Genomic DNA, 26,617 nt, shown 5'->3' with positions numbered 1-26,617 from the left:
GCCGCCGGTCATCCGCCGAGCACCCGGGCCCGGCACCGGGCGGGCGTGCCCCAGGCGTCCCGCAGGGGGCGCGCCTTGCGCAGCCACAGGGACAGGTCCAGCTCCTGTGTGTAGCCCACGGCGCCGTGCAGCTGGAGGGCCGTGCGCGCGGCGGCGTACGCGGCCTCGCCCGCCGCCGCCTTCGCCGCGGCCACATCGGCGGGTGCCAGGGTCAGCGCGGCGCCGAACACCAGCGGGCGGGCGAACTCCAGGCCGATGAGGGTGTCCGCCAGCCGGTGCTTCACGGCCTGGAACGCCCCGATCGGCATGCCGAACTGGGTGCGTCGCCGGACGTGTTCGACGGTGCGCCCGAGGAGTGCCAGACCGACGCCCAGGCACTGGGCCGCCGTGAGCAGGGCCGCCCGGTCCGCCGCGCGGGCCGCCGCCGCCCGCACCGTGGGCCCCGCCGCCAGGACCTCGCCGCCCTCCGCCGGGCGGTACAGACGGCGGGCCGGGTCGGCGGAGGCCAGCAGCGGGCCGTGGCCCGGGGCCAGGCGCAGGGTGTCGCCGTCGACGACGAGCACCGCGTCGGCGGCGTCCGCGTCCAGGGCGTAGCCCCCGAGCAGTGTCACCATCGCATCACCCGAGGCGATGCGCGGGAGCCATTCCTTCGCGGCGGGCAGTTCCGTCAGCAGGGCCGCCGCCGCGGCCGTCTCCACCAGCGGCCCCGGCACGGCGTGCCGGCCCAGCTCCACGAAGGCGACGGCCAGTTCGACCGGCAGGTCCCCGAGACCCTCGTACGCCTCGGGGACCGCGAGGGCGAACACCCCCGCCTCCGCGAGCCGCGACCACAGCGCACGCCCCGGGCCGTGATCGCCCGAGGACCAGGCCCGCACCACCGCCGGTGTGTCCGCCGCCGTCAGCAGGCGGTCCAGCGTCCGCCCGAACTCGGTCTGCTCGCCCTCCAGGAGGAACCTCATCAGCGGCGTCCCTTCGGCAGGCCGAGCAGCCGCTCGGCGATGATGTCGCGCTGGATCTCGTTGGTGCCCGCATAGATGGGCCCGGCCAGCGAGAAGACATAGCCCTCGGCCCAGTCGCCGCCGTCGAGTTCGCCGTCCGTGCCGAGCAGATCGAGCGCCGTCTCGTGCAGCGCGATGTCGTACTGCGACCAGAACACCTTGTTCAGGCTCGACTCGGCGCCCAGCGTCCCTCCCGCCGCGAACCGGGACGCGCCCGCGTACGTGAACAGCTGGTAGGCGCGGGCGCCGATCACGGCGTCGGCCACCCGGTCCCGCAGGGCCGTGTCCGAGGGCTCGCCCCGCTCGCGCCACAGCTCGACGAGCCGGCCGGCCGCGGCGAGGAAGCGGCCCGGGGAACGCAGCGTGAGCCCGCGTTCGTTGCCCGTCGTCGCCATGGCGATGTGCCAGCCCCGGCCCGGCTCGCCGATAACGTCCTCGTCGGGTACGAAGACGTCGTCCAGGAACAGCTCCGCGAACGCGGGCTTGCCGTCGAGACGTCCGATCGGGCGGACCGTCACACCGGGCGCCCGAAGGTCGAACATCAGGTAGGTCAGGCCCTGGTGGGGCTTCGGCGCCCGGGGATCGGTGCGGAAGATGCCGAAGGCCCGGTCGGCGAAGGCGGCCCGGGACGACCACGTCTTCTGCCCCGACAGCAGCCATCCGCCCTCGGTGCGCACCGCCCGGGAGGACAGGGAGGCGAGGTCCGAGCCCGCCTCCGGCTCCGACCAGGCCTGCGCCCAGACCACCTCGCCGCTCGCCATCGGCGGCAGCACCCGGGCGCGCTGCTCCGCGGTGCCGTGGTCGAACAGGGTGGGCGCGAGCAGGCTGATGCCGTTCTGCCCGACCCGGCCGGGGGCGCCCGCCGCGTAGTACTCCTCCTCGAAGATCAGCCACTTGACGATGTCGACGCCCCGGCCGCCGTACTCCCGGGGCCACGACACGACCGACCAGCGGTCGGCATGGAGGGCCGCCTCCCAGGTGCGGTGCGCCGCGAAGCCCTCCTCGGTCTCCAGGGACGGCAGGGGCTCCTCCGGGGCGTTCGCGGTCAGCCAGGCGCGGGCCTCGGCGCGGAAGGCCTCCTCGTCGGCAGAGAAGTCCAGGTCCATCGTGCGGTCCCCTCCCTCGTCCCACTTCCCTAACAAGTGTTTGGTAGGTTAACGTACGTCCATGAGCAGCGTCGAGGGATGCCGCACCGCACCGAAGGGGCCGTCACGCCCCCGACCCGCCCTGCTGTGCGAGCGGTCGGCCGGAGCGCGGGAGGTGCGCGGATGACACCTCCGCCGTACGTGCCCGGGCACGGACTGCTCGACGGGCGCACCGCCGTCGTCACCGCCGCCGCCGGCGCCGGGATCGGCGGGGCCACCGCCCGCAAGTTCCTCCAGGAGGGTGCCCGCGTCGTCATCAGCGACGCCCACGCCCGGCGGCTGAAGGAGACCGAGGAGGCGCTCGCGAAGGAGTTCGGCGCGGGGAGCCTCGCCTCGCTGCCCTGCGACGTCACGGACGAGGAACAGGTCGGCGCGCTCTTCGCGTACGTCCGGTCCCTGCACGGCGGACCGGACATCGTCGTCAACAACGCCGGACTCGGCGGCACGGCCGCCCTCGTCGACATGAGCGACGAGCAGTGGAGCCGCGTCCTGGACGTCACCCTGAACGGCACCTTCCGCTGTACCAGGGCCGCGCTGCGCGCCTTCCGGGACACCGGGCGCGGCGGCGTCGTCGTCAACAACGCCTCCGTCGTCGGCTGGCGCGCCCAGGCCGGCCAGGCGCACTACGCCGCGGCCAAGGCCGGCGTCATGGCGCTCACCCGGTGCGCCGCCGTCGAGGCCGCCGCCTACGGAGTCCGGGTCAACGCCGTATCGCCGAGCCTCGCCATGCACCCCCATCTGGCCAAGGTCACCTCCGCCGAACTCCTCGGGGAACTGACCGCCCGCGAGGCCTTCGGGCGGTACGCGGAGCCGTGGGAGGTGGCCAACGTCATCGTCTTCCTGGCGTCCGAGTACTCCTCGTACATGACCGGCGAAACCGTGTCGGTCAGCAGCCAGCATGCGTAGGGCGGCCGCCGATGTGCCGGGGACACGGTGGGGCGGTACGACAATGGAGCCGTGCCTACGAAGAAGAAGCCCCAGGTGACCGCCTCGCCCGTGCGGCGCCGCGAACTCCTGGACACCGCGGCCGAGGTATTCGCCGCCCAGGGCTACAACGCCACCACCGTCCGCAGGATCGCGGACGAGGCGGGCATGCTGGCGGGCAGCCTCTACTACCACTTCGACTCCAAGGAGTCGATGCTCGAGGAGATCCTGCGCAGCTTCCTCGACGAGCTCTGGGACGGCTACGACTCCGTCCTCGGCGCCGAACTCGGGCCCCGGGAAACCCTGGAGGCCCTGGTCACCGAGTCCTTCCGGGAGATCGACCGGCACCGGGCCGCCGTGGCCATCTACCAGAAGGAGTCCCGGCACCTCGCCGTGCAGGACCGCTTCGCCTTCCTCGCCGAGTCCCAGCGCAAGTTCGAGAAGGCCTGGCTCAGCACGCTGGAGCGAGGCGTGGCCGCCGAGGTCTTCCGCAGCGACCTCGACATCCGGCTCACCTACCGGTTCGTGCGCGACACCGTCTGGGTCGCCGCCTCCTGGTACCGGCCGGGCGGACAGCACAGCCCCGAGGAGATCGCCCGCCAGTACCTGTCGATGGTGCTGGACGGCATCGCCGTACGCAGACAGCCGACTCACCCGTCCGAGGAGCAGCCATGGCCGAGGCCTACATAGTCGAAGCGGTCCGCACACCCGTCGGGCGCCGCAGGGGAGGCCTCTCGGCCGTGCACCCCGCCGACCTCGGCGCGCACGTCCTCGGGGAACTCGTGCGGCGCACCGGGATCGACCCCGCCGCCGTCGAGGACGTCGTCTTCGGCTGCCTGGACACCGTCGGGCCGCAGGCCGGCGACATCGCCCGCACCTGCTGGCTGGCCGCCGGGCTGCCGGAGGAGGTGCCCGGCGTGACGGTCGACCGGCAGTGCGGCTCCTCGCAGCAGGCCGTGCACTTCGCCGCACAGGGCGTGCTCTCCGGAACCCAGGACCTGGTCGTCGCCGGCGGCACACAGAACATGTCGATGATCCCGATCGCGTTCGCGTCGCGGCAGGCCGCCGAGCCGCTGGGGCTGACGGAAGGCCCGTTCGCCGGCAGCGAGGGCTGGCGCGCCCGGTACGGGGACCAGCCCGTGAACCAGTTCCACGGCGCCGAGCTCATCGCCGCGAAATGGGGCATCTCGCGGCGTGACCAGGAGGAGTGGGCCCTGCGCTCCCACCGCAGGGCCGCCCGCGCGATCGACGAGGGGCGCTTCGCCCGGGAGACGGTGCCGTACGGCGACGTGACCGTGGACGAAGGGCCGCGGCGCGACACCAGCCTGGAGAAGATGGCCGGACTGGACCCGGTGCTGCCGGGCGGCACGATCACCGCTGCCTGCTCCTCGCAGGTCTCCGACGGCGCTGCGGCGATGCTGCTCGCCTCCGAGCGGGCGGTGCGCGAGCACGGGCTGACACCGCGGGCCCGCGTCCACCATCTGTCGGTGCGTGGCGAGGACCCGATCCGGATGCTGTCGGCGCCGATCCCGGCGACCGCGTACGCGCTGAAGAAGGCGGGGCTCACGATGGACGACATCGACCTCGTCGAGATCAACGAGGCGTTCGCGCCGGTGGTGCTGGCATGGCTCAAGGAGACGGGCACGGACCCCGACAAGGTCAACGTCAACGGTGGGGCCATCGCCCTCGGACACCCCCTCGGGGCGACCGGTGTCAAGCTGATGACCACGCTGCTGCACGAACTCGAGCGCACGGGCGGACGGTACGGCCTGCAGACCATGTGCGAGGGCGGCGGGCAGGCCAACGTGACGATCGTCGAGCGGATCTGACCGCCGGGCGTGCTACAGTGTTTACGTTGCAGTTTTGGTACCCATGAACTTTATGTGCGCCTGACGGGAATGCTCCGCAGGCGCACTATTGTTTTCCGGCCGGTTCACGCCATCTCCGGATGGGGCTCATTGGTGCGACGGGGCTTTCCGAATTCGGGGAAGTCCGTACCACCCGTCAGTAAAAGGAGAACAATATGGCCACCGGTACCGTGAAGTGGTTCAACTCGGAAAAGGGCTTCGGCTTCATCGAGCAGGACGGCGGCGGCGCCGACGTCTTCGCCCACTACTCGAACATCGCCACCCAGGGCTTCCGTGAGCTCCAGGAGGGCCAGAAGGTCTCGTTCGACGTCGTGCAGGGCCAGAAGGGCCCGCAGGCGGAGAACATCGTCCCGGCCTGACGCCCGGACACACTTTCCGCGGCCGGGGCCCGCACCAGCACGGTGCGGGCCCCGGCTCCGTGCTGTCCCCAGGATCAGGAAGGAACCCCGAGTGGCACGAACTGCACGCCCGGACCGCTCCGCGGCCGGAGCCGGAGCACCCCGGAAGGCCCGCGTGGGCAGGAGTGCCGCGTCCGGCGATTCCGCAGGCAGGAGCGACGCAGGCAGGACTGCCGCGTCCGGGAATTCCGCAGGGAAGCGTGGCGTGGGCAGGACTGCCGCGTCCAGGAATTCCGCAGGAAAGGGCGACGCGGGCAGGAACTCCGCGGGCCGCAGCGCCCCGGCCCGCAAGGCCGTGCCGCCGCGGGACTTCACCGTGCCGGACCCCGTCGTCCCCGCGCTGCCCTCCGTCGCGACGTTCGCCGAGCTGGACATGCCGGCCGCGCTGCTGAAGACGCTCACCGCGCAGGGTGTGACGGAGCCGTTCCCCATCCAGGCGGCGACGCTGCCGAACTCGCTCGCCGGGCGCGACGTGCTCGGCCGCGGCCGGACCGGATCCGGCAAGACACTCGCCTTCGGCCTGGCGCTGCTGTCCCGGACCGCCGGGCTGCGGGCCGCGCCCCGCGCGCCGCTCGCCCTGGTGCTGGTCCCCACACGCGAACTCGCGCAGCAGGTCACGGACGCGCTCACGCCGTACGCGACGGCCGTGCACCTGCGTATCGCGACCGTGGTCGGCGGCATGTCGATCACGAAGCAGGCGGGTGCGCTGCGCCGCGGCGCCGAGGTGATGGTCGCCACCCCCGGCCGGCTCAAGGACCTCATCGACCGCGGTGACTGCGACCTCTCCCAGGTGCGCCTGACCGTCCTCGACGAGGCCGACCAGATGGCCGACATGGGGTTCCTGCCGCAGGTCACCGCGCTCCTGGAGCAGGTCGAGGAGGGTGGCCAGCGGATGCTGTTCTCGGCCACCCTGGACCGCAACGTGGACCGGCTCGTACGCCGCTTCCTGGCCGACCCCGTGGTGCACTCCGTCGACCCGTCCGCGGGCGCGGTGGCCACGATGGAGCACCATGTGCTGCATCTCATGGACGAGACCGACAAGAAGGCGGTCGCCACGCGCATCGCGGCCCGGGACGGCCGCGTGATCCTCTTCGTGGACACCAAGCGCGGAGCCGACCGCTTCGCGAAGCGGCTGCTGGCCAGCGGGGTACGCGCGGCGGCCCTGCACGGCGGACGCACCCAGCCGCAGCGCAACCGCACTCTCGACCAGTTCAAGAACGGCCAGGTCACCGCACTCGTGGCGACCAACGTCGCGGCGCGCGGCATCCATGTGGACGCCCTCGACCTCGTCGTGAACGTCGACCCGCCCACCGACCACAAGGACTATCTGCACCGCGGCGGCCGCACGGCCCGCGCGGGCGAGTCCGGCAGTGTGGTCACGCTGGTCCTGCCCGACCAGAAGCGCGACATGACCCGGCTGATGCGGGACGCCGGGATCACTCCCACGACGGCTCGGGTCAAGTCGACCGACGAGGAGCTGGCCCGCATCACGGGCGCGCGTGAGCCGTCCGGCGTCGCCGTCACGATAGAGGTCCCGCAGGCCCCGGCGGCGCCCCAGCGGCGTCCGAAGCCGGCGGGGACGCGGTCCGGCTCGCGGAGCCGCACGGCCCGGCAGCCGCAACGGCCGGCCGAGGGCGGCACGCAGCCGTCGCGCTCCGGACGCGGCCGGGGCCGTGGCGGCCGTCGCCCGGCCTCCTCGTAGCCAGGAGTCCGTGCCGGGCCCCTCTCGGTGGCCCGGCACGGTCGTCCGCGGCACGGTCGTCCGCGGCACGGTCGTCCGCCGTGCGGACCGGTGTCCGCCGCGCAGGAGGCAGCCGCACACCGCCCGCCCTCAGCGACACCGCAGGGTGCGCAGCACGTGCTCGGCCTCGGACATCACACGGTCGACGAGCACCGAGCAGCTCGGCAGATCCTCGATGACGCCCGCGACCTGGCCCGACGCCATGACGCCCAGGTCGGTGCGGCCCTCGACCATGGAGGCCCTGAGCAGCATGGGCGTGTTCGCGGCCAGCAGTACCTGGCTCCACGTCAGGTCCTTGCCGCGCTTCATGGCAAGGCCGTCGCGGACCATCTGCGACCAGCTCAGGCCCGACAGCTTCCGGAAGCCGGCGGCGCGGCGCACCGCCCGGGCCAGCGCCCGGGTGCGGCCCGCCTTCTCCAGCTCATCGACCAGCTCCGTACGGAGCATGCGGTGCGGCAGCCCGTCGACGGCCGTCGTCACGGTCACGTCCTTCACGGTCGCCGCCAGATAGCGTGCCTTGACGGCGTCCGGGACGGTCGAGTCGGAAGTGAGCAGGAAGCGCGTGCCCATCGCCACGCCCGCCGCCCCGTAGGCGAGCGCCGCGACCAGGCCCCGCCCGTCGTGGAAGCCGCCCGCCGCGATCACCGGTATGTCCACGGCGTCGACGACCTGGGGGAGCAGCACGGACGTCGCCACCTCGCCGGTGTGGCCGCCGCCCTCACCCCCCTGCACGACCACCGCGTCGGCGCCCCACGCGGCGACCTTCTCCGCATGCCGGCGCGCCCCGACGGACGGAACGACGACGACTCCTGCGTCCTTGAGCTCGGCGATCAGCTCCCGGGAGGGCGCGAGCGCGAAGGACGCCACCCGGACCCCCTCCTCCACGATGATCCGCACCCGCTCGCGCGCATCGCCGGCGTCCGCCCGCAGGTTGACCCCGAACGGTGCGTCCGTGCGGGCCCTGACCTCGCGTATCGCCTCGCGCAGCCGGCCGGTGGTCATCGTCGCGGAGGCCAGGATGCCCAGCGCGCCCGCCTCCGCGGTCGCGGAGACGAGCCGGGGCCCCGCCACCCACCCCATACCGGTCTGCACGATCGGGTGCCGGACGCCGACGAGTGCCGTGAGGGCCGTCTCCATCAGGCCGCGACCTCGCGCTCGCGCAGCCCCTGCGGGTCGATGACCTCGCGGACGAGGCGCAGTTCGGCGGGTGTCGGCGTCCGCGTGTACGGCACCGCGTCCGGTTCGGCCAGGGCGAACCCCGTCGCCTCCCGGACCTCCTCGACCGTGACACCCGGGTGCAGCGACGCCAGCCGCATCGAGCGGTCCGGCGTCGCGAAGTCGAACACCCCCAGATCGCTCACCACCCGCGCGATGCGGTGGAAGCGGGTCGCGGACGGGCCGGCGGCGGCCGCGTTGTCGTAGCCGACCCCGCTGACCATGTCGACCCTCTCCACGAAGACCCGCCTCGAATGCCGTGGGACCCAGTAACTCGTCGGATTGTTGAGGGTGTTGACCGGGGCGCCGCGCACCCCGAGGAGCTGACGCGCCGGGCGCTCCCAGTCGCCGATGCAGGAGATGTTCTGGTTGCCGTACCGGTCGATCTGGCTCGCGCCCATCATCACGTGCCGCCGGCCGCCGGTGACCATGGTCAGATGCATCCGGTAGGGCAGCCAGCCCTCCGGTGTCCCGTCGGGCCCGACAAGCATCGCCTCACCGTCGGTGAGCAGCAGATCGGGCGCGAAGGTCCGCCTGGCGAGCCGGGCGCCGACGGAGGGGATCAGACCCATCGGGCTGGCCAGCACCTCGCCGCCGTCCCGCCAGACCTCGGCGCAGGCGATCACGCAGTACTCGGCGCGCGTCACGCCGGCGCGCGCCGCCGTGGCCCGTCCCTGCTCCGTGCTCATTGCTGCTCCTCGCGCCAGGCCTGGACGGCGGACTGATAGGCGTCTTCCTTGCCGGACAGGAACCGCTCGGTGAACGCGGCCCACGTCCCGGCGTCGGCCGCCGCGGCCGCATATGCCTTCTGGAAGGCCTCGTCGCGGTCGTAGTCGGGGGCGCAGGAGGTGAAGTGCGCGCCGTTCGGCGTCTCCACGACACCGGTGACCACGTGCCGCCGCACCAGGAGCGTCTGCGGGGCCGCGGTCCCGAACCCGCCGGTGTCGACCAGGCGCTCGCAGGAGACGTACGCCGTGTCGGCCGCTTCGCAGAACAGGTCGTCGAAGTACGGGTCCGGGCCCAGGTACTGGCCGTTGCCCAGGCGGTCGGCGCGGTTCAGATGGACCAGCGCCGCGTCCATGCGCAGCGCCGGCATCGCGACGAACGTCTCCCCGTCCTCGTACGGCGAAGTGACGGTGCGCAGCGACGGATTGACCCGCATGACGTCCGAACCGAGGCCGGCGCGCACCGGGAGGAACGGCAGACGGTTCGCGGCGGCGTGCAGCCCCCACATGAACATCGCCTCGTCGACCTCCATCAGCTCGAAGGCGCCGCGCTGGCGTGCCGCGCGGAAGTGCGGCTCCAGCGGGATCGAGTCGAGCGTCGCGAACGCCGCGACCAGCTTGCGGATCTTCCCGGCGGCCGCGAGCAGGCCGACGTCCGGGCCGCCGTACGAGATCACGGTCAGGTCGGTGACGTCGGAGCGCAGCAGCGCGCGGACCAGCGCCATCGGCTTGCGGCGCGAGCCCCAGCCGCCGATGCCGAGGGTCATGCCGCTGCACAGCCGGGCGACGACGTCCTCGGGCGTCATCGTCTTGTCGGTCATGGCCGGACCTCCTTGCCGTCCTCGCCGAACGTGTTCCGGACCCGGTCCGCGACACCGCTCAGGTTCGCCTCGAAGGTGAAGCCCTGCTCGAAGCGGTAGCTGCGGCGCACGTCGACCGGGTCGATGCCGTTGATCGCGGCCTTCGCCAGCCGGATCAGGAAGCCGTCCTTCGCCGCGATCTCGCGCGCCAGGTCCAGGGCCGCGTCCAGCAGCCCGGCGCGCGGGACGACCTTCCACACCGAGCCGTGCGCGTGGAGTTCGGCGGCCGTGGCGGTGCGCGAGGTGTAGTACAGGGCGCGCATCAGGTGCTGCGGCACCAGGCGGGCCAGGTGCGTCGCCGCGCCGAGCGCGCCCCGGTCCAGCTCGGGCAGCCCGAAGGCGGCGTCGTCGGACGCGACGATCGCGTCGGCGTTGCCGGCCAGTCCGATGCCGCCGCCCAGACAGAACCCGCCGACCGCCGCGACGACCGGCACCTCGCACTCGTACACCGCGGCGAACGCCTCGGCGCAGCCGCGGTTGGCGCCGAGCAGCGCTTCATGGCCGCCGTCCCGCTGCATCTCCTTGATGTCGACGCCCGCGTTGAAACCGCGCCCGGCGGCCGCGAGGACCACGCAGCGGACCCCCGGATCCCGCCCTGCCGCCCGTACGGCATCGGCCAGCTCGTACCACCCGTGCACCGGCAGCGCATTGACCGGCGGAAAGTCGACCGTGACGACGCACACCCCGTTCTCGGGGCGCGAGGTGGAGACACCCATGAGCGGATCAGCTACCTTTCCACCAAACGTTTGTTAGGCAGGAAGGTAGCATCGGATGGAACTCGACGGGAGGGTCGCGGTCGTCACGGGCGGAACGAGGGGAGTGGGGGCAGGCATCGCACGCGCGTTCCTGGCGGCCGGTGCCACGGTCGTCGTCTGCGCCCGCAGGCCGCCGCAGGCGCCCATCGAAGCGAACGGCCGCACGGCCGCGTTCAGCCCCCTCGACCTGAGCGACGCCGCTGCCGTGGGGGACTTCTTCGAGGCCGTCGGTGCGGACCACGGGCGACTCGACGTGCTCGTCAACAACGCGGGCGGCACGCCCTACCGGCTGCTGGGCGAGGGGACCGCCGTGCGGCATGCGCGCGTCGTCGCTCTGAACCTCGTCGCACCGCTGACGGCGTCCCTCGCCGCCCACGGCCTGCTGCGCGCCGCACGCGGATCGGTCGTGATGATCGGCAGCGTCAGCGGGACCCGCCCGTCGCCCGGAACGGCCGCCTACGGCGCTGCCAAGGCCGGCCTGGAGAACCTGGCGCGGTCCATGGCGGTGGAGTGGGCGCCCGACGTCCGCGTGAACACCCTGGTCCCCGGCATGGTCCGCACCGAACTGTCCCATCTGCACTACGGCGACGAGGAAGGGGTGGCGGCGGTCGGCCGCACCGTGCCGCTCGGCCGGCTCGCCGAGCCCGCCGACGTCGGTGAGGCCGCCGTGTTCCTCGCCTCGGACCGGGCCGCCTACATCAGCGGCGCCAGCCTGCTCGTCCACGGCGGCGGCGAACGCCCCGCCTTCCTGGACGCGGCCACCGTCAACACGTCCGCGGCCGATGCCTGCCCAGTCGAAGGGAACTGACATGCCGGGAATCTGCGAGGGTCGCGTCGTCGCCGTCACCGGCGCGGGGCGGGGCCTGGGCCGCGCCCATGCGCTGGCCTACGCCGCCGAGGGCGCCCGGGTCGTGGTCAACGACCTGGGGGTGGGCCTGGACGGTTCGGCCGGGTCGCCCGGCCCGTCGGCCCCGGCCCGCGAGGACGGTCCGGCCGCGCAGGTCGTCGACGAGATCACGGCCCTGGGCGGCGAGGCCGTCGCCCACGGCGGCGACATCGCCACGACGGACGGCGCGGCGTCGCTGATCGCCACCGCGCTCGACGCGTTCGGCCGGCTCGACACCCTTGTGAACAACGCCGGTTTCCTCCGCGACCGGATGCTGGTCAACCTCGAGGAGGACGACTGGGACGCCGTCGTACGCGTCCATCTCAAGGGCCACTTCCTGCCGTTGAAGCACGCGGCGGCGCATTGGCGCGCCGAGGCGAAGGCCGGCCGCCGGCCCGTCGCCCGGGTCGTCAACACCAGTTCCGGCGCCGGTCTCCTCGGCTCGGTCGGGCAGGGCAACTACAGCGCCGCCAAGGCCGGAATCGTCGGGCTGACCCTCGTCGCCGCCGCCGAACTGGGCCGGTACGGCGTCCAGGTCAACGCCGTCGCCCCCGCCGCCCGCACCCGGATGACCGAGCGGACCTTCGCCGAGACCATGGCGGCGCCCGCGGCCGGGAGGTTCGACGCGATGGCCCCGGAGAACGTCTCGCCGCTGGTGGTGTGGCTCGGCTCGCCTGCGAGCGAGGGCGTGACCGGACGGGTCTTCGAGGCGGAGGCGGGCCGCATCACGGTCATGGAGGGCTGGCGCCCGGGTCCCACGGCGGACAAGGGCACCCGGTGGAGCCCCGCGGAGGCGGGCGACGCGGCACTCGGACTGCTGGCGGCCGCGGAGGTGCCGCGGCAGGTGTACGGGGCGTAGGGGCGCCGGAACCGGCCCGGCGCAGCGCCTCAGGCCCAGCCGGGCGCAGCACCTCGGGCTCGGCGCGGCCACGCCTTCGGTCCTGCGTCCGCCGTACGTCCCGCGGTGGGGCAGCCGTCGCCGACCGGTGCGGGTGAACGCCACCGGCCGTTGCGGGTAGCCGTAGCCGTAGCCGTAGCCGTAGCCGTAGCCGTAGCCGTAGCCGTAGCCGGGGCGGTCCGTTGCGGGTGGCCGCCGCCGTCCGCCTGCGGGGCGCCGCCGTCCCGCCCGGTCAGCCGGAGAGGCGGGCGGCGGCCTTGCGCTGCCGGTCGGACGCGACGCTCAGGAAGCGGACCACGGTCTCCAGTTCCTCGGTGGTGAACTCCCGGCAGAAGTCGACGACTTCGTTGCCCCAGTCCTCGAAGAACTCCGCCAGTTCCGCGATCTTCTCGCGGTTCAGCTCGACCACCACGCGCCGCCGGTCCGTCGGGTGTTTGACGCGGCGTACGAACCCCTTGCCCTCCAGCCGGTCGACCAGCCCGGTCACGGAGGCGGGGGCGAGTCCGGTGCGTGCGGCGAGGTCCTTCGCGGTCAGCGGGCCGAACCGCTCCAGCAGGTCGAGCGTCTTCGTCTCGGTCGCGCCGAGCCCCTGCTTCTCCGCGACCGTGCTGTGGAACATCACGGTGACCCCGCTGTGTTCGCGTCCCACGGCCATGAGTCGTCCGAGCACCTCGGCGCGCCGGTCGCCGTCGTCGTTCGCGGTCATGATCCCAGGCTACCAAATATTTAGTTCGGTCGAACTAAGGACTTGCGAGGGGCTCTGTTGGCGTGCAAGTCTTTCGTTAGTCCGAACGAAATAAATCGGAGCCGACCAACGGGAGAACCCATGTCCGCGTCCCCGACGCTCGCAACACCACAGCCGACGGCCGCGCCGTACCCACGGCGCTGGGCGGCCGCCGCCGTGATGATGACCGCCGCCCTGATGGACATGCTGGACGTGACGATCGTGAACGTCGCGATCCCGTCCGTCGGCCGCGAACTGCACGCCTCCGAAAGCGCCTTGCAGTGGGTCGTCTCGGCCTATCTGCTGGGATTCGCCGCCACGCTCATCGTCTCGGGGCACCTCGGCGACCGCTACGGCCGCAAGATCCTCTTCCTCGCCGGCACGGCGGGCTTCGGACTCGCGAGCCTCGGCTGCGGGATCGCCCAGTCCCCGGGACAGCTCGTCGCGGCGCGCGCCGTGCAGGGAGTCATGGCGGCGCTGCTCATGCCCCAGGTGCTCGGCTCGTTCCGCACGCTCTTCCAGGGCAAGGAGCGGGGTGCGGCGTTCGGGCTGTACGGGGCCGTGGCCGGGTTCGCCTCCGCGATCGGGCTGCTGCTCGGCGGAGTGCTCACCGACGCCGATCTGTTCGGCCTCGGCTGGCGTTCCGTGTTCCTGGTGAACGTGCCGGTCGCGGTCGTCACGCTCATGGCCGGGGCCGTGGTCGTGCCGTCCACCAGGGAGCGCTCGGCCGGCCGCCCCGACCTGTTCGGCAGCCTCGTCCTGGCCGGGGGCCTGGTCGCCGTCGTGCTGCCGCTGGTGCAGGGCCGCGCCAACGGCTGGCCGCTGTGGGGCTGGATCTGCCTCGCCGCCGGCGTGCTGGCCGTCGCCGGACTCGGCGTCGTCGAGGCGCGCCGGCGCCGCACGGGGACCGTGCCGCTGCTGCCCGCGCGCGCCTTCCGCCTCCCGGCCTTCTCCTTCGGGGTGCTGGTGCAACTGCTGTTCGCCGTCGGCATGCAGGGCTTCTTCCTTGCCTTCGCGCTCTGGCTCCAGGGCGGTGAGCGCTACACACCGATGCAGGCCGGGCTGGTCACGGTCGCCTTCTCCGTGGGCGGCTTCCTGACCGCGCCCGCCGCCGACGGGCTCGCCGTGCGGCTCGGGCGCGTGGTCCTCGCCGCGGGGGCGCTGCTCATGGCCGGCGGATTCGCCGGTGTCTGGTACGCCGTCGACCACTCCGACGCCGTCCGCACCGGGGCGTGGCCGCTGGTGCCGGGACTGCTGGTCGCCGGTGCCGGGCTGGGCTTCCTGGTCGTCCCTCTGGTGAACGTCGTCCTCTCCGCCGTGCCCGGCTCCCTCGCCGGCGGGGCGTCCGGGATCTTCTCCACCGCCCAGCAGTTCGGCGGAGCCCTGGGTGCGGCGATCATCGGAACCGTGTACTTCCAGAACCTGGACGGGGGCCCCACCCACGCCCTCGCCACGGCGATGCCCTGGGTGACGGCCGGCTTCGTCCTCTGCGCCTGCCTGTGCACGGCACTGCCCAGGACCGCCGTGGCGGGGGAGGAGGACTAGGGTCCCCGAGCCGCCCTCTCCCGGAGCCGGGATCCCCGGGGCGTCCCCGTGGATCCCGGCTCCCTCGCGTCGCCGGGTCCCGGGTCGCGCCCCTCGCGGTCACCCCCCGTGGACCTGCCGCTTTGCGCGCCGGACACGGCTCAGCAGGACCCGGTACCCGGCCTCGCCCGGACCGCCGCGGCCCACCGCGCGACGACCGTCACGTGTCGCACTCCAGAACCGTCCTGCACAGTGCACACCGCGCCCGCACCCGCCCGCGCACCGGAACCCGGATCCGCTGGTGGCAGGTCGGACAGGGAAACGACACACGCAACTGCGCACCCCCGTCGAACGCGTACTCCTCCCCGTGCGGCCCCACCGCGCCGCGCCCGGACCCACCGCGCCCCGATGCCCCGTGCAGCTGAGCCAGACGCCGCTCCCGCGCATACCGCCGCCGCCCGGCCCACCCGGCAGCCGTCAACGGCGGCTGCGAGCCGTCACGGCGGGCCAGCGCCAGCCCGCGCGTGTACGCCGGGTACGCCTGCGGGCTCGTGAACCACGGCGACGGGTCCTCCCCGAAGGCCAGCGCACGCTTGGCCAGGACGTAGCCGAACTCCTCCGGCGTCAGATAGCCCAGCTTCTGCGACGAGACCCCGTCCTCACGGAAGGCGTCCAGCAGCAGCCAGCCGGCGCCCAGATACGTCGTCGCCGTGTCCGTCAGGATCTCGTTCTCGCGGGTGCCCGGGAACGACAGGCCCAGGCGATGCAGATACACATGCATCACCTCGTGCGCCAGCGCCGCCCCGATGTCCTGGCGATGCGTACGGAAACGGTCGTTCAACTCGATGAAATACTCAGGCCCCGCCGCGAGTTCCACGTTCGCCGCATGCGTCATCTCCCGGAAACCGACGACCATGCGCGCCTCCGGCAGCCGGAAGTGCCCCACCAGCTCACGCGCCACCCGCTGCGCACCCAGGTGCAGATCGTCCTGATCGCAGAACGCCACGTCCGCGGGCGCCACACTCGTGTCGAACATCCGCACCGTGTCGTACGACAGCCGCCGGTACAACGCCGTGATCGCCTGCCGCACCGTCCCCAGATGCGGGAAACCGTGCTCGACCGGCCCGCCGTTCGCCACGCCCGCACCCCCTGAAGACGCCGGAACCCGGGCTCGCGGAGCCCACTGAACCGGATTCCACTGTAGACGCGCCCCCGCCGCACCGCCCCGGCCCGGACCCCGCGCGGTTGCGGGCCCCCGCCGGTCCCGGTCCCATGGAAGGCATGGCGATCACGGTGGTCATCGCGGACGACCAGGAGATGGTCCGCACCGGCTTCCGCATGATCCTGGAGAGCCAGCCCGACATCGACGTCGTCGCGGACGTCGTCGACGGCGAGGCCGCACTCGACGCCGTCGAGCGCCTCGACCCCGACGTGCTGCTCCTCGACATCCGCATGCCCCGCCTCGACGGCCTCGCCGTCACCCGCCGGCTGGCCGACGCGGGCCGCGAACGCCCCCGTATCGTCATCGTCACCACCTTCGACCTCGACGAGTACGTGTACGAAGCACTCCGCGGCGGGGCCAGCGGCTTCCTCCTCAAGGACGCCAGCCCCGCGATGCTCGTCGAGGCCGTCCGCGCCGCCGCCGTCGGCGACGCCCTCGTCTCGCCCGCCGTCACCGTACGGCTGCTGCGCCATGTGTCGCCCGCCGCCGCATCCGGCGCCCGCACCCCCCGGGACCCCCTCACCGGCCGCGAACAGGACGTCGTACGCGCCCTCGCCCGTGGCCTCACCAACGCCGAGATCGCCCGGACCCTGTCCGTCTCCCTCTCCACGGTCAAGACCCATCTGGCCCACGTCCAGGCCAAGCTCGACGTCCGCAACCGCGTCGAGATCGCCGCCTGGGCCTGGGAGAGCGGCCTGGCCGAGCCCACGCCGTGAACGGCACCGCCACCACCCTGCGCCGGCTCACCCGCCACCCGGCCGTCCTGCCCGCCGCCAAGCTCCTCCTCGCCGCCGCCCTGGTCCTCCTCGTCACCGTCGAAGGCGTCGCACTGGCCCGCCAGCCGTCCGGACCCCACGCCGTCGCCTGGGCCTCCGGCATCGTCGTCTGCCTGTGCGCCGTCCCCTGGGCGCGCATCCCCCTGCTGCCCCGCGCCCGGACCGCCGCGACCGTCTCCTGGCTCACCACGATCTACCTCTTCACCAGCAACCGCCCCCAAGTGGTCTGGGGTGTGGGGGAGGCCATCGCCCTCCTCGTCCTCCTGCACGGCGTCCTCGTGCACGCCCCCGCCCGCAGCGCCGCCGTCCTCGGCCCCCTGCTCGCCCTCGCCACGATGGCCGCACCCGTCCGCGACGCCACCCCCGGCCGCTTCACACTGGCGTTCGCCGTCCTGACCGTCATGGTCACCACCGTCGCGCTGCTCCTGCGGGCCAAGAACTCCCAGCGCATCCGCGACCTGCAGGCCGTACGCACCGCCGAACGCCTCGAACTCTCCCGGGAACTCCACGACCTCGTCGCCCACCACGTCACCGGGATCGTCGTGCAGGCCCGCGCCGCCCGCTTCGCCGGCGTCGACGCCGAGCACGCCGCCGCCACCTTCGCCCGCATCGAGGCCGCGGGCGACGAAGCGCTCGGCGCGATGCGGCGCCTGGTCCGTGTCCTGCGCGAGGGCGAGCCCGAAAGGGCGCCCACCGCGGGGATCGCGGAGATCCACGAGCTCGCCGAGACCTTCTCCCGCACCGGGCCGCCCGCCCTCGTGCACATCGACCCCGGCCTCCAGGAGCACCTGCCCGCCGACCTCGCCGCGGCAGCGCACCGCATCGTCCGCGAGTCCCTCACCAACGTCCGCAAGCACGCCGCCGAGGCCACCGCCGTACGGATCGGGCTCCGTACCGTCCCCGGCGGACTCGAAATCCGCGTCACCGACGACGGCAGCGCGCCCGCGTCGGACGGCGCCGACGCCGGGGACGGCGGCTTCGGCCTGGCCGGCCTCACCGAGCGGGCCACCGCCCTCGGCGGACACCTCACGGCAGGGCGGCCCGCCGAGGGCGGGTGGGAGGTACGGGCGGTACTCCCGTACGACACGAGCTGACCGGCCGGTGCACAGAACTCGGCCCCCGCACCCCCGCGCCGGACCGAACGCCTCGCCGTCGAACGCCGGACGGCCCGGACCCCGCAAACCGGCGCGACCCGGGAAACCCTCAGCCGAACCGCAGCGCACCACCCGCCCGCTCCAGCTCCAGCACCCACACCTCGTTCGGCCCCTCCCGCACCACGGGCCCCGGCACGTACAGCGACTCCTGCGGGCCCACGGCCCAGTACCGGCCCAAATTGAACCCGTTCACCCAGACGAATCCCCGCGTCCACCCGGGGAGTTCCACCACCGCATCCCCGGCGCCGCGCACCTCGAACACCCCCCGGTACACCCCGGGCGCACCCCCCTCGTCCGGCGCGGCCCGGAACGGCAGGGCCGCCACCCGCCCCGCGTCGTCGAACGCATCGAGCCGCAGCCCCCGCCCCCGTACCCCGTGCAGGTACTGCCGCTCGTGCAGCACACCCCCCGTGACGCCCTTCGTCTCCCCGAGCAGCGGCCCGTAGTTGACCCGGCCCAGCGACTCCACCCACAGCTCCACCTGCGCAGGCCCCGCCACGGGCCGTGCCAGCACCGGGTCGTCCTCCGTCACCACCCCGGCCCGCACCCCGTCCACGTACACCACGGCCCGGTCCCGCAGCCCCCGCACCCGCAACGGATACGGCTTCCGCGGCCCCGGCACGTCGACCGTGTACCGGACGAGCCCCCGGTCCACACCGAGCTCCTCGAAGGTCGGCGGCACCGCGGACTCGCACTCCGCCGTGCCCAGCACCTCCAGTACGTCGTCCAGCGGAACCCACTGCGGCACACCGGCCGTGACCGGCGACGCCAGCACCGGAAGCGGAGCGGGCGGATCCGGCAGCGGATCCTGCGCGTACTCGGCCAGCACCTCCCGCATCAGCCGGAACTTCTCCGTCGGCCGCCCGAACTCGTCGACCGGCGCACCGTAGTCGTAGGAGGTGACGTCCGGCTCCAACGGCCCGTCGTGCCGCTCACCGGAGCGGTTCGCCCCCGCCCAGCCGGCGAAGCTCGTCCCCCCGTGCGCCATGTACAGATTGACCGACGCCCCGCACTCGAGGATCTCCCGCAACACCCCCGCCGCATCCGCCGGATCCCGCACGACATGCCCGGCACCCCAGTGGTCGAACCAGCCGCACCAGAACTCCATGCACATCAGCGGGCCCTTGGGCCGGTGCCGCCGCAGCGACCCGAACCCCGCCCGCGCCTGCGAACCGAAATTGACCGTGGCCAGCACCCCCGGAAGCGAGCCGCCGGTGAGCATGTGGTCCTCCGGACCGTCGGACGTGAACAGCGGCACCGTCACACCGCCCGCGCGCAAGATCCGCTCCAGCTCCCGCAGATACACCCCGTCGGAGCCGTACGACCCGTACTCGTTCTCGACCTGCACCATGACCACCGGACCGCCCCGGTCGATCTGCCGGGACACGATCTCCGGCAGCAGCCGCCCGAACCAGCGCCGCACCTCGCCGAGATACCCCTCGTCACGTGTCCGCACCCGCGCCCCCACCCGGCCCGTCAGCCAGTGCGGCAACCCGCCGTTCTCCCACTCCGCGCAGATGTACGGACCCGGCCGCACGATCGCCCACAGCCCCGTCCCCGCCGCCGCGTCCAGAAAACGCCCCAGCGCCGCCACATCCCGGAACCGCCCGGGGTCCGGCTCGTGCAGATTCCACGGGACGTACGTCTCCACACAGTTCAGCCCCAGCGCCCGCAGCATGGCCAGCCGGTGCCCCCACTGCGCCTCGTGCACCCGGAAGTAGTGCAGCGCCCCGGACAGCAGCCGCACCGGCCGCCCGTCCAGCTCGAAGTCGTCCTCGCCCACCCTGAACTCGGCCATCGTGTCCCTCCCGCTCACCTGCTGCCGCCACGATCACCTCTGGCGGGCAGCACGGTCCATGGACAAAGATCGGGCCTGATTGGACGGACCTCGCAGGCGACGGCCGGTTCGGGCCACCACACAGGACGACCACGACAGGACGACCACCCCGACGAGCACCGCACGACGAGCACCACGGACGAGCAGGACGGGACGACCAGGACGGAAGGGACTCCGGCGGATGTACCACACCTGGATGCGCTACTTCACCCCCAGCCCGGTCCACCACCGCCTCGGCCTGGTCTGCCTCGGCGTCGGACTCCAGCACGGCACGCTGCCCACCGTCGGCCCCCGCACCCTCGACCACCACGTCGCCGTCGTGATCAGCGCCGGCAGCGGCTGGTACCGCGGCGCCGACGGCCGTCGCACCACCGTCACCGCCCCCGCCCTGCTCTGGCTCACCCCCGGCGTCCCCCACCACTACGCACCCGACCCCGCCACCGGCTGGGACGAATGCTTCGTCGACTTCACCGGACCCGCCACCACCACCTACACCGAACTCGGCTGCATCGAACCCGACCGGCCCGTCGTCCCCCTCTCCGACGCCGCGGCCGCCCGCACCGTCGTCGCCCGCATCGCCCGCGCCGCCCGCCGCGGCAACCCCCTCCTCGAAGTCGAGACCGCCGCCGCCGTCCACGAACTCCTCGTCGCCCTGCGCCGCGCCCGCGCCGACCTGGCACCCGACGGCGACCCCGTCCTGCAGGCCCTCGCCCGCGACGCCTTCCAGCCCCTGTCCGTCGCCGAACACGCAGCCCGGCACGGCATGACCCCCGCCGAACTGCGCACCGCCGTCCGCCGCGGCGCCGGATGCAGCCCCAAGGACTACCTCCTCGGTATCCGCCTCGGACGCGCCAAGGAACTCCTCGCCGCCACCGAACTGCCCGTCGCCGCCATCGCCCGACGCATCGGATACGACGACCCCGCCTACTTCTCCCGCCTCTTCACCCGACGCGTCGGCATGGCCCCCGTACGCTTCCGCGAACAACAGGGACGCGCCGTGCCCGGCGGCTGGAGCAACCAGGTCCCCGACCCCGACCACCCGCCCACCATCACCCGCAACGCCACGTAAGCTCACCGACCATGACCACGATCGACCCCGCCGTCCAGGCGGAACTCACCCGCCTCCGCGACAGCATCGACAACATCGACGCGGCGGTCGTCCACATGCTCGCCGAACGCTTCAAATGCACCCAGCAGGTCGGCCACCTCAAGGCCGCCCACCAGCTGCCCCCGGCCGACCCGAACCGCGAAGCCGAACAGATCGCCCGGCTGCGCCGCCTCGCCGAAAGCGCCAAACTCGACCCGGCGTTCGCCGAGAAGTTCCTGAACTTCATCATCGCCGAGGTCATCCGCCACCACGAACAGATCGCGGACGGCCAGTAACCCGCACCGCCCACCCCACCGGGCCCCGCCCGGGCCCACCCCCGGAACCCCTGTCCCACGGCACCCCCATCCGGCAGCATGGGCAACATGTCCGTACTGACGCGCGACGAAGCGCAGACCCGAGCCGACCTCCTCGACGTCGAGCGATACACCGTCCACCTCGACCTCACCCGCGGCGACGACACATTCGACTCCCGCACCGTCATCCGGTTCACCACCCGCAGCACCGGAGACACCTTCGTCGAACTCAGACCCGCCACCCTGCGCACCGCCACCCTCGACGGACACCCCCTCGACCCCGCCACCCTCACCGAGAACCGGCTCCCCCTCACCGGACTCACCCCCGGCGAACACGAACTCCGCATCGACGCCGCCATGCACTACTCCCGCACCGGCGAAGGCATGCACCGCTTCACCGACCCCACCGACGGCGAGACCTACGTCTACACCCAGCTGTTCATGGAAGACATCCAGCGCGTCTTCGCCGCCTTCGACCAACCCGACCTCAAAGCCGTCTTCGACCTCACCGTCACCGCCCCCGACAGCTGGAGCGTCCTCGCCAACGGCCGCACCGAACACCTCGGCAACGGCACCTGGAAAGCCGCCCCCACCCCCCTCATCTCCACCTACCTCGTCGCCGTCGCCGCAGGCCCCTGGCACTCCATCCGCACCGAACACCGCGGCCTGCCCTTCGGCCTGCACTGCCGGCGCTCCCTCGCCCCCCACCTCGACGCCGACGAAATCCTCGACATCACCCGCGCCTGCTACGACCGCTACCACGAGAAATTCGACGAGCCCTACCCCTTCGACTCCTACGACCAGGCATTCGTCCCCGAATTCAACGCCGGCGCCATGGAAAACCCCGGCCTCGTCACCTTCCGCGACGAATTCGTCTACCGCTCGGCCGTCACCGACACCGAACGCCAGACCCGCGCCATGGTCATCGCCCACGAGATGGCCCACATGTGGTTCGGCGACCTCGTCACCCTCCAATGGTGGGACGACATCTGGCTCAACGAATCATTCGCCGAATACATGGGCTACCAGACCCTCACCGAAGCCACCCGCTACACCGGAACCTGGACCGACTTCGCCGTCACCCGCAAAGCCTGGGGCTACGACGCCGACCAGCGCCCCTCCACCCACCCCGTCGCCCCCGAAGCCATCCACGACACCGCCACCGCCCTCCTCAACTTCGACGGCATCTCCTACGCCAAGGGCGCCTCCGCACTACGGCAACTCGTCGCATGGCTCGGCGAAAAGGACTTCCTCGCCGGCATCAACACCCACTTCGCCCGGCACAAATTCGCCAACGCCACCCTCGCCGACTTCATCGACTCCCTCGCCACCGCCACCGAACGCGACGTCCACGCCTGGGCCGAGGCCTGGCTGCGCACCACCGGAGTCGACACCCTCACCGCATCCACCACCCCAGGGCCCGGCACCTGGACCCTCACCCTCCACCGCGACGGCAGCCGACCCCACCGCATCACCGTCGCCGCCTACGACCACGACCCCGCCGACGGCCGCACCCTCGTCCTGCGCGAACGCCACGAAACCGACGTCCCCCACGACGACGCACCCATCACCCGCCCCGGCACCCGCCCCGCCCTCATCATCCCCAACGACCACGACCTCACCTACACCAAGATCCGCCTCGACGAGGAATCCACCGAAACCGCACTGCGCAGCCTCTCCGGCGTCCCCGACGCCCTCGCCCGCGCCGTCCTGTGGAACACCCTCCGCGACATGGTCCGCGACGGCGACCTCGAACCCGCCGCCTACCTGGAGACCGCCCTCGCCCACCTCCCCGAGGAAACCGACCTCGCCGTCGTCCAGGGCGTCCTCGCCTTCGCCGCCCACCTCACCGACCGCTACCTCGACCCCGCCGCACGGCCCGCCGGCCTGACCACCCTCACCGACCTCTGCCGCGCCCTCATCCGCCGCACCGAGGACGGCGACAACCCCGGCCTGCGCCTCACCGCCGTACGCCACCACATCGACACCGCCCAACAACCCGACACCATCGCCGCCTGGCTCCACGACGGCACCGTCCCCGGCGGACCCGAACTCGACCCCGAACTGCGCTGGCGCATCCTCGGCCGCCTCGCCGCACTCGGCGCCGTCGACGACACCGCCATCGCCGCCGAACTCCACCGCGACCCCAGCGCCACCGGACAGCAGGGCGCCGCCCGCTGCCGCGCCGCCCTCCCCGACCCCGACGCCAAGCGCACCGCCTGGGAGGCCATGTTCACCACCGACGACCTCTCCAACTACCTGTTCACCGCCACCGCCCAAGGCTTCTGGCAACCCGAACAGGCCGACCTCGTACGCGACTACATCCCCCGCTACTACACCGACGTCGTCGCCCTCGCCGAGCGACGCGGCCCCGCCATCGCCGAAGCCGCCGGCCGCCACGCCTTCCCCGCCCAAGCCGTCGAAACACAGACCCTCACCCTCGGCGAGGCCTGCCTCACCGACGCCCGGCCGACACCCGCACTGCGCCGCAAACTCGTCGACCAACTCGACGACCTGCGGCGCGCACTCCGCGTACGCGCACTCCACACGGCAGGGGACAGGTAACCGGAGCCGCAGCCGGGCCCCGCAAGCCCGGCACGACACCCCGTAGCATCCCGCGGCGCACCGCCACGCCCGCTCCGCACAGCAGTACCACTTTCGGGTTCCGATAAATGAGCTGACAGGGCGCACCAGCCGAAGGACGACCAGGCTGGTGCCCCCTGCACGCGCGCACCCGAAGGACACCGCCATGAGCACACCGCCGCAGTCCCTGGCCGGGGGAGCCCAGGGAGCCACCGCGCTACGGCCGCTGCTCGGCACCGTCCTCGACGCACTCCGCGAAGGCGCCGAAGCCCGCGGCGGACCCCTCCCCGCCGGAGGCCCCACCACCGTCGCCCGCCACGTGCGCGACGCCGTACTCCCCGTACTCCCCGAACAAGGCACCGGCGCCGAGACCGCCCTGCACACCCTCGTCCGCACCCTCGCCGAAGGCGCCGCCGACCCGGCCGAACCCCTCTGCACCGCCCACCTGCACTGCCCACCCCTCGCCGTCGCCGCCGCAGCCGACCTCGCCGTATCGGCCCTCAACCCCTCCATGGACTCCTGGGACCAGGCCCCCGCCGCCTCCGAGATCGAAACGCTCGTGACGGAAGCCATCTCCGCACTCCTCCACTCCGACCGCCCCAGCACCCCCACAGAAGGCGCCCCCGCCGGCAGCACCCTCGTCACCACCGGCGGCACCGAAGCCAACCAGCTCGCCCTCCTCCTCGCCCGCGAACGCCACGGCACCTCCCTCCGGCTCCTCTGCGGACAGAACGCCCACCACTCACTCCACCGCGCCGCCTGGCTCCTCGGACTCCCCGAACCCGAGACCCTCCCCGCACCCCACGGCACCCTCGACACCACCGCACTCGGCGAAGCCCTCGCCCACAGCGACCGGCCCACCCTCGTCGCCGCCACCGCAGGGACCACCGACGCCGGACTCATCGACCCCCTGCCCCGCATCGCCGACCTCTGCGACACCCACCGGGCCCGCCTGCACATCGACGCCGCCTACGGCGGAGGACTCCTCTTCAGCGACACCCTCCGAAACCGCCTCGACGGAATCCGCCGCGCCCACACCGTCACCCTCGACCTGCACAAACTCGGCTGGCAACCCGTCGCCGCCGGACTGCTCGCCGTCCGCGAACCCCGCGACCTCGACGCCCTCTCCCACCACGCCGACTACCTCAACGCCGACGACGACACCGAAGCCGGCCTGCCCGACCTCCTCGGCCGCTCCCTGCGCACCACCCGCCGCCCCGACATCCTCAAGATCGCCGTCACCCTCAAAGCGCTCGGCAGGACCGGACTCGGCGCCCTCGTCGAACAGGTCTGCACCCACGCCCAGGAGTTCGCCCGGCTCATCGACGACCACCCGCACTTCGAACTGCACGGGCCGCCCGCCATCAGCACCGTCCTCTTCCGGCCCGCCGGAGCCGACGACGACCACACCGCCTCCGTACGCCGCCGGCTCCTCACCGAAGGACGAGCCGTACTCGGCCGCGCACACCTCGACGGGCACCTCTGGCTCAAAGCCACCCTCCTCAACCCCCACACACGCCCCGGAGACCTCGCCGCACTCCTCAAACTCGTGGAAGGACACACCCCCCGATGACCCACGCTCCACACCACGAGCCCGAAGGAACCCGCGACCTCGTCGGCATCGGCATCGGCCCCTTCAACCTCTCCCTCGCCGCACTCGCCCAGCCCCTCGCAGAACTCGACACCGCCTTCTACGAACAGCAGCAGTCCTTCCACTGGCACCCCGGCCTCCTCATCGACGGCGCCACCCTCCAAGTCCCCTTCCTCGCCGACCTCGTCACCCTCGCCGACCCCGCCAACCCCTGGTCGTTCCTCGCCTACCTGCGCGCCCGCGAACGACTCTTCCCCTTCTACTTCGCCGAGCGCTTCCACATCCACCGCGCCGAATACGACGCCTACTGCCGCTGGGTCAGCGACAACCTCCCCGCACTCCACTACGGCCACCAGGTCGACGCCATCCGCTGGAACCCCGAACGCGCCCTCTTCGAAGTCGACTTCACCCAACTCGGCAACGACGGCGAAGCCGAAGCCCTCGGCCGCACCTACACCAGGAACGTGGTCCTCGGAGTGGGCACCGCCCCACACATCCCCGAACCCCTCAGACCGCTCGCCGACGCCCCCGCCGTCCCCGTCATCCACTCCGCCGACTACCTCCAGAACCGCGACCGGCTCCTCGCCGCCGACCACATCACCGTCATCGGCTCAGGACAGTCCGGCGCCGAGGTCTTCCTCGACCTCCTGCGACACCGGCCCCCCGGACGCGAAAAACTGCACTGGCTCGCCCGCACCGAAGCGTTCGCCCCCATGGAGTACTCCAAACTCGGACTCGAACACTTCACCCCCGACTACACCCGCTACTTCCACGCCCTCCCCGAACCCGTGCGCGACCACCTCGTCCCCCACCAGTGGCAGCTCCACAAAGGCATCGACACCGACACCATCGCCGCCATCCACGACGAGCTCTACCAGCGCACCCTCCACGGCGGATGGCCCGACGCCGTCCTCACCCCCGGCGTCACCGTCCGCACCGCCGGACGCGTCGGCACCACCCAGGTCGAACTCCACCTCGAACACACCCGACAAGCCACCCGCTCGACCCTCACCACCAACGCCGTCGTCCTCGCCACCGGCTACCGCGAACGCCCCCTCGGCCACCTCATCGCCGCACTCGACCCCCACATCCGCCGCGACACCGCCGACCGCCCCCGCATCGACGAGCACTACCGGCTCCAGCTCGACCCCGCCATCACCGCCACCGGCTGCCACCTCTACGTCCAGAACGCCGAACGCCACACCCACGGCGTCGGCGCCCCCGACCTCGGCCTCGCCGCCTGGCGCAGCGCCACCATCGTCAACAGCATCACCGGCAAAAACCCCTACCCACTCCCCGAGCGCACCGCCTTCACCACCTTCGGCCTGCACCGGCCCACCCGGCCCACCCCACCACCCCACACCCTCACACCCCTCAAAGAACCCCGCTGAG

Annotated in this window: 24 protein-coding genes; 15 read left to right on the top strand and 9 right to left on the bottom strand. The window is 72.7% G+C overall.

What is annotated here, in order from left to right:
- Window positions 1-8: 8 nt before the first annotated feature.
- Both ACWCP6_RS17030 and ACWCP6_RS17025 read right to left on the bottom strand, forming a co-directional pair.
- A complete protein-coding gene (locus ACWCP6_RS17030; RefSeq protein ID WP_450933232.1) occupies window positions 9-959 on the bottom strand; it encodes an acyl-CoA dehydrogenase family protein in 951 nt (316 codons plus the stop codon).
- Window positions 959-2,104: an acyl-CoA dehydrogenase family protein gene (locus ACWCP6_RS17025; protein ID WP_450933231.1), complete on the bottom strand. Its 1,146-nt coding sequence runs from the start codon at window positions 2,102-2,104 to the stop codon at window positions 959-961. The genes ACWCP6_RS17030 and ACWCP6_RS17025 overlap by 1 nt, the downstream gene beginning before the upstream one ends.
- A 162-nt stretch (window positions 2,105-2,266) precedes the next feature.
- On the opposite strand from ACWCP6_RS17025, the gene ACWCP6_RS17020 reads away from it, so the two are divergent.
- The 5 genes from ACWCP6_RS17020 (at window position 2,267) to ACWCP6_RS17000 (ending at window position 7,035) form a co-directional block, all read left to right on the top strand.
- A complete protein-coding gene (locus tag ACWCP6_RS17020; protein ID WP_450933230.1) occupies window positions 2,267-3,049 on the top strand; it encodes an SDR family oxidoreductase in 783 nt (260 codons plus the stop codon).
- Window positions 3,050-3,100: 51 nt separating this feature from the next.
- On the top strand, window positions 3,101-3,757 hold the full coding sequence (locus ACWCP6_RS17015; protein ID WP_450933229.1) for a TetR/AcrR family transcriptional regulator: 657 nt from the start codon (window positions 3,101-3,103) through the stop codon (window positions 3,755-3,757).
- Window positions 3,739-4,896 (top strand): acetyl-CoA C-acetyltransferase, encoded by a 1,158-nt coding sequence (locus tag ACWCP6_RS17010; RefSeq protein ID WP_450933228.1) that lies wholly within the window; start codon window positions 3,739-3,741, stop codon window positions 4,894-4,896. The genes ACWCP6_RS17015 and ACWCP6_RS17010 overlap by 19 nt, the downstream gene beginning before the upstream one ends.
- A gap of 194 nt (window positions 4,897-5,090) precedes the next feature.
- Window positions 5,091-5,294 (top strand): cold-shock protein, encoded by a 204-nt coding sequence (locus tag ACWCP6_RS17005; RefSeq protein ID WP_450933227.1) that lies wholly within the window; start codon window positions 5,091-5,093, stop codon window positions 5,292-5,294.
- 244 nt (window positions 5,295-5,538) lie between these two features.
- Window positions 5,539-7,035, top strand: coding sequence for a DEAD/DEAH box helicase (locus ACWCP6_RS17000; protein WP_450933226.1), 1,497 nt, complete (start codon window positions 5,539-5,541; stop codon window positions 7,033-7,035).
- Between the two features lie 129 nt (window positions 7,036-7,164).
- Here the strand turns inward: ACWCP6_RS17000 and ACWCP6_RS16995 are convergent, their stop codons facing one another.
- From ACWCP6_RS16995 to ACWCP6_RS16980, 4 genes are read right to left on the bottom strand one after another with little or no spacing between them, the layout of a single operon-like run.
- Complete coding sequence (locus tag ACWCP6_RS16995) at window positions 7,165-8,211, bottom strand: NAD(P)H-dependent flavin oxidoreductase (protein WP_450933225.1); 1,047 nt, start codon at window positions 8,209-8,211, stop codon at window positions 7,165-7,167.
- Window positions 8,211-8,978 carry a CoA-transferase subunit beta gene (locus ACWCP6_RS16990; protein WP_450933224.1) on the bottom strand — a complete coding sequence of 256 codons (768 nt, stop codon included), beginning with the start codon at window positions 8,976-8,978 and terminating at the stop codon, window positions 8,211-8,213. The genes ACWCP6_RS16995 and ACWCP6_RS16990 overlap by 1 nt, the downstream gene beginning before the upstream one ends.
- The gene (locus ACWCP6_RS16985; RefSeq protein ID WP_450933223.1) at window positions 8,975-9,835 is read right to left on the bottom strand and encodes a CoA transferase subunit A; all 861 of its coding nucleotides are present in this window, start codon (window positions 9,833-9,835) and stop codon (window positions 8,975-8,977) included. The genes ACWCP6_RS16990 and ACWCP6_RS16985 overlap by 4 nt, the downstream gene beginning before the upstream one ends.
- A complete protein-coding gene (locus ACWCP6_RS16980; RefSeq protein WP_450933222.1) occupies window positions 9,832-10,590 on the bottom strand; it encodes an enoyl-CoA hydratase family protein in 759 nt (252 codons plus the stop codon). The genes ACWCP6_RS16985 and ACWCP6_RS16980 overlap by 4 nt, the downstream gene beginning before the upstream one ends.
- A gap of 55 nt (window positions 10,591-10,645) precedes the next feature.
- Between ACWCP6_RS16980 and ACWCP6_RS16975 the strand changes: the two genes are divergently transcribed.
- Both ACWCP6_RS16975 and ACWCP6_RS16970 read left to right on the top strand, forming a co-directional pair.
- Window positions 10,646-11,437, top strand: coding sequence for an SDR family oxidoreductase (locus ACWCP6_RS16975; protein ID WP_450933221.1), 792 nt, complete (start codon window positions 10,646-10,648; stop codon window positions 11,435-11,437).
- Between the two features lies 1 nt (window position 11,438).
- Window positions 11,439-12,374 (top strand): SDR family oxidoreductase, encoded by a 936-nt coding sequence (locus ACWCP6_RS16970; protein ID WP_450933220.1) that lies wholly within the window; start codon window positions 11,439-11,441, stop codon window positions 12,372-12,374.
- A 271-nt stretch (window positions 12,375-12,645) separates the two neighbouring features.
- On the opposite strand, the gene ACWCP6_RS16965 is transcribed toward ACWCP6_RS16970, so the two are convergent.
- Window positions 12,646-13,119 carry a MarR family winged helix-turn-helix transcriptional regulator gene (locus tag ACWCP6_RS16965; protein WP_450933219.1) on the bottom strand — a complete coding sequence of 158 codons (474 nt, stop codon included), beginning with the start codon at window positions 13,117-13,119 and terminating at the stop codon, window positions 12,646-12,648.
- A gap of 120 nt (window positions 13,120-13,239) precedes the next feature.
- On the opposite strand from ACWCP6_RS16965, the gene ACWCP6_RS16960 reads away from it, so the two are divergent.
- Window positions 13,240-14,682, top strand: coding sequence for an MFS transporter (locus ACWCP6_RS16960; protein ID WP_450933218.1), 1,443 nt, complete (start codon window positions 13,240-13,242; stop codon window positions 14,680-14,682).
- 199 nt (window positions 14,683-14,881) lie between these two features.
- Here the strand turns inward: ACWCP6_RS16960 and ACWCP6_RS16955 are convergent, their stop codons facing one another.
- The gene (locus ACWCP6_RS16955; RefSeq protein WP_450933217.1) at window positions 14,882-15,799 is read right to left on the bottom strand and encodes a hypothetical protein; all 918 of its coding nucleotides are present in this window, start codon (window positions 15,797-15,799) and stop codon (window positions 14,882-14,884) included.
- Window positions 15,800-15,942: 143 nt separating this feature from the next.
- On the opposite strand from ACWCP6_RS16955, the gene ACWCP6_RS16950 reads away from it, so the two are divergent.
- Both ACWCP6_RS16950 and ACWCP6_RS16945 read left to right on the top strand, forming a co-directional pair.
- Window positions 15,943-16,599 carry a response regulator gene (locus ACWCP6_RS16950; RefSeq protein ID WP_450933216.1) on the top strand — a complete coding sequence of 219 codons (657 nt, stop codon included), beginning with the start codon at window positions 15,943-15,945 and terminating at the stop codon, window positions 16,597-16,599.
- Entirely contained in the window at window positions 16,596-17,753 is a 1,158-nt protein-coding gene (locus tag ACWCP6_RS16945) for a sensor histidine kinase (RefSeq protein WP_450933215.1), read from the top strand. The genes ACWCP6_RS16950 and ACWCP6_RS16945 overlap by 4 nt, the downstream gene beginning before the upstream one ends.
- 109 nt (window positions 17,754-17,862) lie before the next feature.
- On the opposite strand, the gene ACWCP6_RS16940 is transcribed toward ACWCP6_RS16945, so the two are convergent.
- Entirely contained in the window at window positions 17,863-19,611 is a 1,749-nt protein-coding gene (locus ACWCP6_RS16940; protein WP_450933214.1) for a glycoside hydrolase family 35 protein, read from the bottom strand.
- Between the two features lie 220 nt (window positions 19,612-19,831).
- Between ACWCP6_RS16940 and ACWCP6_RS16935 the strand changes: the two genes are divergently transcribed.
- The 5 genes from ACWCP6_RS16935 (at window position 19,832) to ACWCP6_RS16915 (ending at window position 26,616) form a co-directional block, all read left to right on the top strand.
- Entirely contained in the window at window positions 19,832-20,719 is an 888-nt protein-coding gene (locus ACWCP6_RS16935) for a helix-turn-helix domain-containing protein (protein ID WP_450933213.1), read from the top strand.
- Between the two features lie 11 nt (window positions 20,720-20,730).
- Window positions 20,731-21,033, top strand: a complete 303-nt coding sequence (locus ACWCP6_RS16930; protein ID WP_450933212.1) for a chorismate mutase — start codon at window positions 20,731-20,733, stop codon at window positions 21,031-21,033.
- A gap of 78 nt (window positions 21,034-21,111) precedes the next feature.
- Window positions 21,112-23,616 carry an aminopeptidase N gene (gene pepN, locus ACWCP6_RS16925; RefSeq protein WP_450933211.1) on the top strand — a complete coding sequence of 835 codons (2,505 nt, stop codon included), beginning with the start codon at window positions 21,112-21,114 and terminating at the stop codon, window positions 23,614-23,616.
- 184 nt (window positions 23,617-23,800) lie between these two features.
- Window positions 23,801-25,207 carry a pyridoxal phosphate-dependent decarboxylase family protein gene (locus ACWCP6_RS16920; protein ID WP_450933210.1) on the top strand — a complete coding sequence of 469 codons (1,407 nt, stop codon included), beginning with the start codon at window positions 23,801-23,803 and terminating at the stop codon, window positions 25,205-25,207.
- Window positions 25,204-26,616, top strand: a complete 1,413-nt coding sequence (locus ACWCP6_RS16915; RefSeq protein WP_450933209.1) for a lysine N(6)-hydroxylase/L-ornithine N(5)-oxygenase family protein — start codon at window positions 25,204-25,206, stop codon at window positions 26,614-26,616. The genes ACWCP6_RS16920 and ACWCP6_RS16915 overlap by 4 nt, the downstream gene beginning before the upstream one ends.
- Window position 26,617: the final 1 nt, after the last annotated feature.

The organism is Streptomyces sp. NPDC002004 (assembly GCF_053593975.1).
The sequence above is the reverse complement of the archived record's forward strand: the minus strand, read 5'-3'. Positions and strand labels throughout refer to the sequence as shown.

What these genes read in the sequence shown, in the direction of transcription:
- ACWCP6_RS16930 (WP_450933212.1), top strand. Translation starts at nt 20,731, where the DNA reads ATGACCACGATCGACCCCGCCGTCCAGGCGGAACTCACCCGCCTCCGC.
- ACWCP6_RS17005 (WP_450933227.1), top strand. Translation starts at nt 5,091, where the DNA reads ATGGCCACCGGTACCGTGAAGTGGTTCAACTCGGAAAAGGGCTTCGGC.
- ACWCP6_RS16915 (WP_450933209.1), top strand. Translation starts at nt 25,204, where the DNA reads ATGACCCACGCTCCACACCACGAGCCCGAAGGAACCCGCGACCTCGTC.
- ACWCP6_RS16965 (WP_450933219.1), bottom strand. Translation starts at nt 13,119, where the DNA reads ATGACCGCGAACGACGACGGCGACCGGCGCGCCGAGGTGCTCGGACGA.
- ACWCP6_RS16940 (WP_450933214.1), bottom strand. Translation starts at nt 19,611, where the DNA reads ATGGCCGAGTTCAGGGTGGGCGAGGACGACTTCGAGCTGGACGGGCGG.
- pepN (WP_450933211.1), top strand. Translation starts at nt 21,112, where the DNA reads ATGGGCAACATGTCCGTACTGACGCGCGACGAAGCGCAGACCCGAGCC.
- ACWCP6_RS16995 (WP_450933225.1), bottom strand. Translation starts at nt 8,211, where the DNA reads ATGGAGACGGCCCTCACGGCACTCGTCGGCGTCCGGCACCCGATCGTG.
- ACWCP6_RS16960 (WP_450933218.1), top strand. Translation starts at nt 13,240, where the DNA reads ATGTCCGCGTCCCCGACGCTCGCAACACCACAGCCGACGGCCGCGCCG.
- ACWCP6_RS16990 (WP_450933224.1), bottom strand. Translation starts at nt 8,978, where the DNA reads ATGAGCACGGAGCAGGGACGGGCCACGGCGGCGCGCGCCGGCGTGACG.
- ACWCP6_RS17030 (WP_450933232.1), bottom strand. Translation starts at nt 959, where the DNA reads ATGAGGTTCCTCCTGGAGGGCGAGCAGACCGAGTTCGGGCGGACGCTG.
- ACWCP6_RS17025 (WP_450933231.1), bottom strand. Translation starts at nt 2,104, where the DNA reads ATGGACCTGGACTTCTCTGCCGACGAGGAGGCCTTCCGCGCCGAGGCC.
- ACWCP6_RS16935 (WP_450933213.1), top strand. Translation starts at nt 19,832, where the DNA reads ATGTACCACACCTGGATGCGCTACTTCACCCCCAGCCCGGTCCACCAC.
- ACWCP6_RS17010 (WP_450933228.1), top strand. Translation starts at nt 3,739, where the DNA reads ATGGCCGAGGCCTACATAGTCGAAGCGGTCCGCACACCCGTCGGGCGC.
- ACWCP6_RS17020 (WP_450933230.1), top strand. Translation starts at nt 2,267, where the DNA reads ATGACACCTCCGCCGTACGTGCCCGGGCACGGACTGCTCGACGGGCGC.
- ACWCP6_RS16920 (WP_450933210.1), top strand. Translation starts at nt 23,801, where the DNA reads ATGAGCACACCGCCGCAGTCCCTGGCCGGGGGAGCCCAGGGAGCCACC.
- ACWCP6_RS16970 (WP_450933220.1), top strand. Translation starts at nt 11,439, where the DNA reads ATGCCGGGAATCTGCGAGGGTCGCGTCGTCGCCGTCACCGGCGCGGGG.
- ACWCP6_RS16980 (WP_450933222.1), bottom strand. Translation starts at nt 10,590, where the DNA reads ATGGGTGTCTCCACCTCGCGCCCCGAGAACGGGGTGTGCGTCGTCACG.
- ACWCP6_RS16985 (WP_450933223.1), bottom strand. Translation starts at nt 9,835, where the DNA reads ATGACCGACAAGACGATGACGCCCGAGGACGTCGTCGCCCGGCTGTGC.
- ACWCP6_RS16975 (WP_450933221.1), top strand. Translation starts at nt 10,646, where the DNA reads ATGGAACTCGACGGGAGGGTCGCGGTCGTCACGGGCGGAACGAGGGGA.
- ACWCP6_RS16950 (WP_450933216.1), top strand. Translation starts at nt 15,943, where the DNA reads ATGGCGATCACGGTGGTCATCGCGGACGACCAGGAGATGGTCCGCACC.